This is a genomic window from Cysteiniphilum halobium (assembly GCF_003574425.1).
GTDB lineage: Bacteria > Pseudomonadota > Gammaproteobacteria > Francisellales > Francisellaceae > Caedibacter > Caedibacter halobius.
In genome coordinates, this window is the sequence record NZ_QLIU01000050.1 from 1 (window position 1) to 1695 (window position 1695).

A 1695-nucleotide genomic window follows, 5' to 3' on the forward strand; every position below is an offset into this window, starting at 1 on the left:
TTATCATATGCTAAGAGACAAATCATATCACAAGCAACACGTGCTGCGCCAGAGAATAAATACTTCACCAGCAGCTCCCGCTGTGTTTTTTATTGTTGATAGCCTTAATAGGTGCTTTTTGAAAAAAATAAAATGCCCTGCCATCTTTAACAGCATTTTAAACTTTTATGTCGTATCAAAAAATTCTAGGGTATATCAAAAGCACATAGTTCACGGTATGTCATGCTAACATGTGTCAATAATGGGAGGACTCTTAAGCTTTCCAGCAATGTACAAATATAATGCTTCCCAGCTCTTGATAATCGTCACAAAAAAGGCGCTTCGTATTCGCTCCCATAGATAACTTCGCCTTCCAAGCTTCTCAAGAGCCGCTTGAAATAACGGACAGGACAACTCTTGAATTTGATCTACCATAAATGCCAACAGCATCAAAAAACCAAACACGCTGCATAAATTATTCTTACCATGACCAAAATTATGCTCAAAATTATACCCTTGATTCTTTAACGTATTAAACGTCTCGTTCTCGATCTTCCAGCGTGCGCGTGCTCCTTTCATGATTTTAAATACATTACTTCGATTAAGTTCAAGGTCAGTCACCCATGTGAAACATTGAATCTTGCCCTTTTTATTTATCTCTTTGTAAGACAAAAAATTAACCTTTATATCACCTCTGGTCTCATTTAATTCAGCACCATTTATCCACTCAAATTCATGGGTGACCCCATCTTTTTTAATTACTAAACGCTCTAATGTACTTGCGCTAACCCAGTCAAACAACCAAGCATGATCGCCTGGTTTCACGCCCAGAATATAACGGATATTATGTTTGTTTAATTCATCAACATGTGGACCATTTGCATATAGCGCATCCTCAACAAAAATCATCGGTAAATGTGGATGTTCTTTACGCAGACGCTCAAGCAAACGCTTCGCTGCATTGCGCTCACAGTCGTTCTTCTTGTTGCCATCGCTTTTAATGATTGGCTCAGGCGCCAGTGGAATAACCTGCTTAATATCAGGGTGCACAATCGATGCGCATAGCATTTGATGATAATAGGTTTTTGTGCCATCACGGTGATTCTTTACACAACAATTTTCACAATGAATTTCATGGGATGAAAACATTCCCGTACCATCACTTGATATCAGATAATAATCACCAAAAAAATGGTACTGCTCTAATGCTTTCCCTCTTTGCAGAGCACTTAATAGCACATTGAAGGCAGGGCGTAATTCAAGATAATCAATGTCATCTAAACGTTCGCGTAAACAGGTGTCAGAAGGCGCTTTTCCGACTTGATATAGCGAGCGAAGGTTACTTTTAATTTCACTCTCCTCTGATCGCATATCCTGATCAAACTTGAGCAAAGAGGCATATTTCATGCCAAATATTGCCATCCCACACATCAGGCAGTCGACCAGCGAGTATTTACTCGACAAATCGCGCTCCGAAACTTTAGAGAACGCTTTGCGACTCGTCTCAAGCAAACCGGGAATAGATAGGTGTTTTTTAAACTGATGCTTCATTGCATTTCTGTACGACTACGAAAAATAAATTTATCTTCGCGCTAAAACCCTTTATTTGCAAGCATTATCACACTCAGCGGGAATTGCTGTAGCTAAGTATCTTAAAACATGATGCTTAAAAAGGAGGCGAGTGCTAAGGCTAAATAGTTTAATAAATTCAATAGT

The 1695-nt window shown here is 39.0% G+C and carries 1 protein-coding gene; it reads right to left on the minus strand.

What is annotated here, in order from left to right:
• Positions 1-225 precede the first annotated feature (225 nt).
• A complete protein-coding gene (locus tag DNK85_RS08800) occupies positions 226-1530 on the minus strand; it encodes a transposase (RefSeq protein ID WP_119329207.1) in 1305 nt (434 codons plus the stop codon).
• Between the last annotated feature and the right edge of the window lie 165 nt (positions 1531-1695).

Coding starts and splice junctions, on each gene's coding strand:
- DNK85_RS08800 (WP_119329207.1), bottom strand. CDS start 1,530: ATGAAGCATCAGTTTAAAAAACACCTATCTATTCCCGGTTTGCTTGAG.